Origin of the sequence: Streptomyces antioxidans (assembly GCF_000968685.2) — a bacterium.
Classification (GTDB): Bacteria; Actinomycetota; Actinomycetes; order Streptomycetales; family Streptomycetaceae; genus Streptomyces; species Streptomyces antioxidans.
Window position 1 is genome coordinate 1 of sequence record NZ_LAKD02000208.1, and the last position, 6,595, is coordinate 6,595.

Genomic DNA, 6,595 nt, shown 5'->3' on the forward strand with positions numbered 1-6,595 from the left:
TCCTCATGGGTGCGGAGCAGCCATTCGCCCTCCAGGCAGACGACGCCGAGGGCACGGCAGGTCGGGCAGCCCGCCGCATGCTCCAAGGCGGCACGCCACTCGGTCCCGGCCACGGCCGGGTCGTTGGAGGCCGTCGTCATGGCGTCAGCTCCTCCAACAGAGCGTCGGACTCGGGGTCCCTGGCCAGCAGCTCGAACCGCCTGCGCGCTATGCCCAGCAGCCCGGCGCTCGTCTCGGGGCTTTGGGCGGCGGCGAGCCCGGCGTTTTGTCCAGCGCACGGCGGTGGCGATGCTGGGCCAGTTGGTCGTGCCGTAGAGCCTGGCCAGTGTGGATACGTCTTGCCAGCGGTGTCGCGCCTGGTCGGTCTCCATCCGGCTCAGCTTGCTCTCTGAGCTGCGGATCGCCTGGGCTGCTTCGGTGGCCGTGATGCCCTTGGCCAGCCGGAGCGAGCGCAGGTGGGCGCCCAGGACGAGGGCTGCGGGGCCGTGTTCGGGGGTGGTGGTCATCGGGACCTGCCGTGATGGAGCGCGCGGCGCATGGCGGCGGTCTGGGCGATGGCATCGCGCGGGTAGTCCCGGGTGTGGGTCGGGCAGGCGTAGACGGTCGCGCTGGCGACACTGCCGCTGTGCTCGATGGCCACGGGGACGGGCTCGTTGGTGGGGAGTTGGCAGTGGTAGCAGAGCTGTCGGCCGTCCGGTGCTGGGCCGAGGACGTCGTCAAGGGCCTGGCGCAGGGCGCGGATCAGGTGATGGGTGTCGGTCAGATACCGGCCGGGGCCGAGCGGGATCCGCCAGTAGGTTCGGTGGTCGGCCCTCCAGGAGGCGGGCGGTACGCCGAGGAGGGTGCCCTCGTCGGCGAGTTCGGTGAGTACGCGGACCTGGCGCAGGCGCCAGCTGCGGGGGGTGGACGTGCCGATGGCGATCAGCCAGTAGGTCTTGCCGTAGGTGTCGTCCTGGATGACGGCGCCGGATCGGTCGCCAAGCAGTTCGAGGGCGCGGTCCGCGACGGCGGTGGGCGCGGAGACGGCATCCCACCACTTGCCCACCGGTAACAGCTCAACGTCCGCAGTCTGCGGCGGCGTCCACGGGAGGGTTCTGGCCTTCATGCCGCGCCCCCCGAAGACGCGCCGCGAAGAAGGGCGAGACGAAGAGCGGTGCCGTTCTCGTCGCCACACTCGCCACGCTCGCCAAGCTCATTCCCCCAGGTGGTGACATTGCGTTCCCCCTGGCTGGCGATCTCCTCCACCAGATTGGTGCTGAGCGGATTCGCCACACTCAGCCGGGCGCCCTTCACCACTATCGACAGTCCGTAGGCTTTCAGTCGATCGGCGAGGTCGCGGTAACCGGATGCGTCCATGCATCGATGTCATCGCATCAGGAGCCACGACGGGATATGACAACCTATGACACGGAGTGGATCATGACTCGGGCTGTGGCCATCACCGGCACCCGGTCGACAGCACATCGTGATCTCGCTAGCTACGCTGAGCTATTCGCCAACTACCTCCACCCCTTCGCGGATGCCGACGCCCACTTCTACGTGGGAGGGGCAAAGGGCATCGACAGCCTGTCCTTGTTGTGGCTGGCCGGGAACACCGAAGCACGGATCACGATCGTCGTCCCCGGCACCGTCCAGCAACAGCCAGCCGAGGCGCGACAGGCCATCACCCGCACGCGCGGCCGCGTCACGGAGGTGATCGAGCTGCGCGCCGAAGAGCTCTGTACGCGCGCGTTTCACGCTCGGAATCGGTGGATGGTCGACCACTCCGACATGGTCATCGGATTCCCCCTGGCAGGCCCTCATGGGGCCTCTGGGACTTGGCAAACCCTCGATTATGCAGCAGAGCAGGTGAAGCCACACCTCATCGTGCCCGTGTGACGGGGACCACCGGCATGATGAGGGCATGAGCACGTGCGAAGCTCGTGGCGCTGCTGCCCTCAGGTCCCTCCGGAAAGCGCGAGGCTGGTCCTTGGCCGACACTGCGCGAGCGCTCGTCAAGACAGCACGTCAACTCGGCCAGCCGCTCGACTCCTCGGCCACGAGCGTGCAACGGTCCGTTGCCCGATGGGAGAGCAAACGCCCCATCCTCCCCAGCGACCGGTACCAGCTGTTGCTCGCGCACCTCTACGCCCGCAGATGCGATGGCCAGATCGCCCTCGGCTCCGGAAGTGACTTCGCCCATCTGCTCGATGCCCTCGCCGATCTGGGAGCGGCAGAGACGCAGGTACGCGAACTGCGTGCCCTGCTCATGCGCACGGCCACCGACACCGGCACCGGGCTGCTCGCCCTACTCGGACCCACGACTCAGCTATCGATGGCGGCCGCGCTCGCCGATCCGGCACGCCTCGACGACGCACTACTCGCCGGGATCGGGCGGCCGTTGGCGACGTCAACGCACAGGTGGGCTCGTTGCCCTTCGCACGGCTGCGACTGCTGCTCGCCCCGATGATCGAGTCTTGTCAGCGGCTGCTGGCTGGCGACGTGCCCGAGCCGCTGCGGCCGGAGCTGCGCACGGTCGCGACGCAGGCGTATACCCTCGCCGGGCGGCTGGCGTTCGAGACCCGGGATGACCAGGTGTCCCGCGCGCTCTACGCGGCTGCCACCGATGCGGCCGGACAACTCGGCGCCCCGTGGCGCCGGGCAGTCGTGCACATGAGCCATGCCCTGGTCACGCTCTACTCGGTACCAGGCATCGACGCGGCCCGTGAGCTGGTCGACGCCTCGGCGCGCGATGCCCGGACCGGCGACAGCGTCCGTGTGCGGGCTCGATCGCATGCGCTACAGGCCGAGATCGCCGCCCGGTCGGGCGCCGAGCGGCACGCGCAGACCGCGCTGTCGCTCGCCCGGTACGACCTCGACCGCGACGTAGACGGCGATCCGGCACCAACGAGCTTCACCGCTGACCATCTACGCGGCTTCGAGGGGCTGTGCGAGCTGTACGTAGGAGATGCGGCGGTCGCTCACGACGTCTTCGCCAGCAGCGCGGAAGCCCTGGACACGCCGCGCGAGCGGGTGCAGCGGGCCATCGTCTCCACCGATCAGGCCCTGGCCTGCATCCGCCTCGACGCACCGGAGAGGGCCGCGGATCTCCTGCACACCTGCGTCGATTCGGCAGCAAGCACCGGCGGGCGAGTACCGGCGTTGCGGCTGCGCCAGGCGCGCAAAGAGCTCCGCCCGTGGCGCCGTGAGGGCTTCGTCGCCGATCTTGACGATCACCTCATCGACGTACTCGGAAGCTGACACGAGCCCGTTCATCCCGCCCGGGAGCACGGAAAGGCAGGCGAGGGCGGACCTCGCGGATGACGAGCCCGAGGTCTTCGATGGCGATGCTCGCCATGGATGGGAGGTAGGGCCCTTCTCAACATCCCGGGTGGCCACCGGTGTGGCCATGAGGAGAGACGAAAGCGGCCGCTATCCCACTTGCGCAGGTCAGCGGCCGCTTCCAAAAGGGTGAGTAACGGGACTCGAACCCGCGACATCCTGGACCACAACCAGGTGCTCTACCAGCTGAGCTATACCCACCATGACCGGAGCTTTCCGCACCGGCCGAGAAAAAGTGTACAGGGTCCGGCGGGGTGCTCGCTCCCGGCTTTCGGGGGAGTCGGGAGCGAGCACCGGGACGGTGGCGGGGTCACGCGTGCCGGGCGGGCAGGACGTGCTTGGTCGCGATGGCCTTCGCCGTGTCCGAGGCCGGGCCGGGGGCGGGTACGAAGATCGCTTCGCGGTAGTAGCGCAGTTCGGCGATGGACTCGTGGATGTCCGCGAGCGCGCGGTGGTTGCCGTTCTTCTTGGGGCTGTTGAAGTAGGCCCGCGGATACCAGCGGCGGGCCAGCTCCTTGATCGAGGAGACGTCGACGATCCGGTAGTGGAGGTAGCTCTCGAGCGTCGGCATGTCCCGGAGGAGGAAGCCCCGGTCGGTGCCGACCGAGTTTCCGCACAGCGGGGCCTTGCCCGCCTCGGGGACGTGCTCGCGGATGTAGGCCAGGACCTGGTCCTGGGCATCCTCGAGCGTCGTCCCGCTCTCAAGCTCGGCGAGCAGGCCGGAGGCGGTGTGCATCTCGCGCACCACCTCGACCATGGTGACCAGCGCTTCCGCGGGGGGCCGGACAACGATGTCCACCCCGTCGCCCAAGATGTTCAGCTCGGAGTCCGTGACCAGTGCGGCCACCTCGATAAGCGCGTCGTTCGCCAGCGAGAGCCCGGTCATCTCGCAGTCGATCCACACCATGCGATCGTTCATACGCCTCACCCTACGGGGCGTTCCCGCTGGCCGGGCAGGGACGGACGGCCCGGGGACCGCCCAGCCGCCTGTTCGGGCAGGCGTGGTGCGTAGGCGTCCGACTCCGGTTTGCCAGGGTCCGGGTGCGGAGCGTGAGGGTGGTGCTGGGGGTGCCCGGAGTGGCCGGTGGAGGCGCCGGGCGCGCCCGGCCGCCGCAGCGGCAGGGAGTGGTCGCCGGCGCGGGGCTCGATCACCTCGGCGCGGTCGGCCCGCTCCAGTCGCTCCAGGCGGTCGGGGCGGTCCGCGGGACCGCCCTGGGGCCTGCGGGCGCGGTACGCGGCCCGGTAGGCGGCCGGGGAGGACCCCAGCTGCCGCCGGAAGTGCCCGCGCAGCGCGACCGGCGAGCGGAAGCCACAGCGCCCCGCGACCTCGTCGACCGAGTAGTCGGAGGTCTCCAGGAGCCGCTGCGCCTGCAGCACCCGCTGGGTGATCAGCCACTGGAGCGGAGCGCTTCCGGTGAGCGAGCGGAACCTGCGGTCGAAGGTCCTGCGGCTCATATAGGCGCGGGCGGCCAGGGCCTCGACGTCGAACTGCTCGTGCAGGTGCTCCAGCGCCCATGCCACGACCTCGGCCAGCGGGTCGGCGCCGATCTCCTCTGGTAAGGACCTGTCCAGGTAGCGCTCCTGTCCTCCGCTGCGGCGCGGCGGGACGACCAGACGGCGGGCCAGGGCCCCCGCGGCGTCCGCGCCGTGGTCGGTGCGCACGATGTGCAGGCACAGGTCGATCCCGGCGGCGGTGCCCGCGGAGGTCAGTACGTCGCCGTCGTCCACGAAGAGCTCGCGGGGGTCCACATGGACCGACGGATAGCGCTTGGCGAGCGTCGGCGCGTACATCCAGTGGGTGGTCGCCGGGCGGCCGTCCAGCAGCCCGGCGGCGGCCAGTACGAAGGCCCCGGTGCACAGGCCCACGATCCGCGCGCCCTCCTCGTGCGCGCGGCGCAGCGCGTCGAGCGCGGCGGCCGGTGGCGGCTGGGTTATCGACCGCCAGGCCGGTACGACGACGGTGCCGGCCCGGGAGAGTGCCTCCAGGCCGTACGGTGCGGTCAGTTCCAGTCCGCCAGTCGTTCGCAGTGGCACATCTTCGCCCGCGCACACCAGAAGCCGGTACCGAGGGACTCCGGCGTCCTGCCGGTCGATACCGAAGACGGAGAGCGGGATGGAGCTTTCGAAGATGGGGCCGCCGCTGAACAGCAGCACCGCGACGATTTCTCGTCGCCGGCGTCCGGAGAGCTTGCGCGAGGTCTCCGGTACGGTCGTGGAGTCCTGGCTCATGGCACTAAGCCCCCCTCGGTGGTCGCGTCCTCTCGGTCCTGCACGTTTCCCCTCGGTCCTGAACGGTTCCCCCGCCGGTCATGGCCAAGATCGAATCTACTGTGTCGCGTGTGGTCGCCGTGACCAGTTCACCACCCGCCACTATGTCGACATGACAACTTGGCGCGAAGCATTCGATCACGAAGCGTTGCACTCGTAGCCCTCGCTGTGAAGTACGCCTTGTGCGGACACCCACTTCCCGTGGGGGGTACGTGCGTTCCGGACCCCTTTCCACGCTGGCCGGACGGGTGTTGAGCACGGCGTTTGCCAAGGAAAGAAGTGTGGCCGGAAGTTGGCTGAAAACAAGTGGGCGCAGACGTACGGATGGGTCATACGACCGGCGTATGTGCCGCTCGTACTTCTTGAGGGGGCGAGCGGTCGTCTTCCGGGCTTGAGCGGTGCTATAGCGAGGCTCCATCGGCGCTCCGTGTGTGGAGCGCTACGCACCGATTCCCGGGTTCCGGGCCTTTCCGGCCCACCCTCAGGGTGCGGCGGTCACTCCGGCCCACCCGCAGACGCGACGGCCGCTTCGGTCCGCCCTCAGCTGCGACAGCCGCCCCGGTCCACCGTCACTCGCGGCGGCCGCTCTCCGGTGCGGGCCTCAGACGCGGCGGCCGCCCCGGTGCGCGCCGATCCCCGTACGGCCGTGGCGGCCCCGGTGCGGGCTGATGCCGTCCGCGCCCAGCCGGGCCACGGTGCGCTCGGAGTGGCGCAGCAGGGCGCGGCTGGTGGCCGTCACGGCGGCGAGGCCCGCGGCGGCCCCCAGGGCGGCGCCCAACGGTAATCCGCACATCAGCAGGACGACGGGGACCACGGCGCAGCTGAAGGCCGCCCAGCGGATCACCTCGCTCACCGCGTCGCTAGCGGGGGCATGGACCGGGGCTCGAGGGGGGCTCGGAAGGTGGGGCCGTCCGGGTGCCCCGGCCCCGCCGCCGGGGGTGCCGCGGGGGGTGTCGTACTCGGGGGCGACGGGCACGGGGAGGGCTCCTCTCGAGCGGCCGACGAG

The 6,595-nt window shown here is 70.2% G+C and carries 9 protein-coding genes and 1 tRNA gene; 3 read left to right on the forward strand and 7 right to left on the reverse strand.

The window, feature by feature from the left end:
• The 3 genes from VT50_RS41525 to VT50_RS37710 all read right to left on the reverse strand — a co-directional run.
• On the reverse strand, positions 1 to 506 hold a 506-nt coding region (locus VT50_RS41525), incomplete at its 3' end, for a helix-turn-helix domain-containing protein (RefSeq protein ID WP_143645377.1).
• Positions 503 to 1,105, reverse strand: coding sequence for a hypothetical protein (locus VT50_RS37705; RefSeq protein ID WP_046090426.1), 603 nt, complete (start codon positions 1,103 to 1,105; stop codon positions 503 to 505). The genes VT50_RS37705 and VT50_RS41525, both read right to left, overlap by 4 nt.
• The gene (locus VT50_RS37710) at positions 1,102 to 1,356 is read right to left on the reverse strand and encodes a hypothetical protein (RefSeq protein WP_046090425.1); all 255 of its coding nucleotides are present in this window, start codon (positions 1,354 to 1,356) and stop codon (positions 1,102 to 1,104) included. The genes VT50_RS37705 and VT50_RS37710 overlap by 4 nt, the downstream gene beginning before the upstream one ends.
• A gap of 36 nt (positions 1,357 to 1,392) precedes the next feature.
• Here VT50_RS37710 and VT50_RS37715 point away from each other — a divergent pair, with 36 nt between their 5' ends.
• From VT50_RS37715 to VT50_RS41220, 3 genes are all read left to right on the forward strand, one after another.
• On the forward strand, positions 1,393 to 1,878 hold the full coding sequence (locus VT50_RS37715; protein ID WP_240529499.1) for a DNA-processing protein DprA: 486 nt from the start codon (positions 1,393 to 1,395) through the stop codon (positions 1,876 to 1,878).
• Between the two features lie 166 nt (positions 1,879 to 2,044).
• Positions 2,045 to 2,449 (forward strand): hypothetical protein, encoded by a 405-nt coding sequence (locus tag VT50_RS41215; protein ID WP_338058386.1) that lies wholly within the window; start codon positions 2,045 to 2,047, stop codon positions 2,447 to 2,449.
• Positions 2,410 to 3,240 (forward strand): NsdA family TPR-like regulatory protein, encoded by an 831-nt coding sequence (locus VT50_RS41220; protein WP_338058387.1) that lies wholly within the window; start codon positions 2,410 to 2,412, stop codon positions 3,238 to 3,240. The genes VT50_RS41215 and VT50_RS41220 overlap by 40 nt, the downstream gene beginning before the upstream one ends.
• A 209-nt stretch (positions 3,241 to 3,449) precedes the next feature.
• Here the strand turns inward: VT50_RS41220 and VT50_RS37725 are convergent.
• The 4 genes from VT50_RS37725 to VT50_RS41225 all read right to left on the reverse strand — a co-directional run.
• Positions 3,450 to 3,522 (reverse strand) — tRNA-His (locus VT50_RS37725).
• A 109-nt stretch (positions 3,523 to 3,631) separates the two neighbouring features.
• Positions 3,632 to 4,240, reverse strand: coding sequence for an oligoribonuclease (gene orn, locus VT50_RS37730; RefSeq protein ID WP_046090424.1), 609 nt, complete (start codon positions 4,238 to 4,240; stop codon positions 3,632 to 3,634).
• 5 nt (positions 4,241 to 4,245) lie between these two features.
• Complete coding sequence (locus VT50_RS37735; protein ID WP_046090423.1) at positions 4,246 to 5,550, reverse strand: helix-turn-helix domain-containing protein; 1,305 nt, start codon at positions 5,548 to 5,550, stop codon at positions 4,246 to 4,248.
• 640 nt (positions 5,551 to 6,190) lie between these two features.
• The coding region (locus VT50_RS41225) for a hypothetical protein (protein ID WP_338058389.1) at positions 6,191 to 6,595 on the reverse strand (405 nt) is incomplete at its 5' end.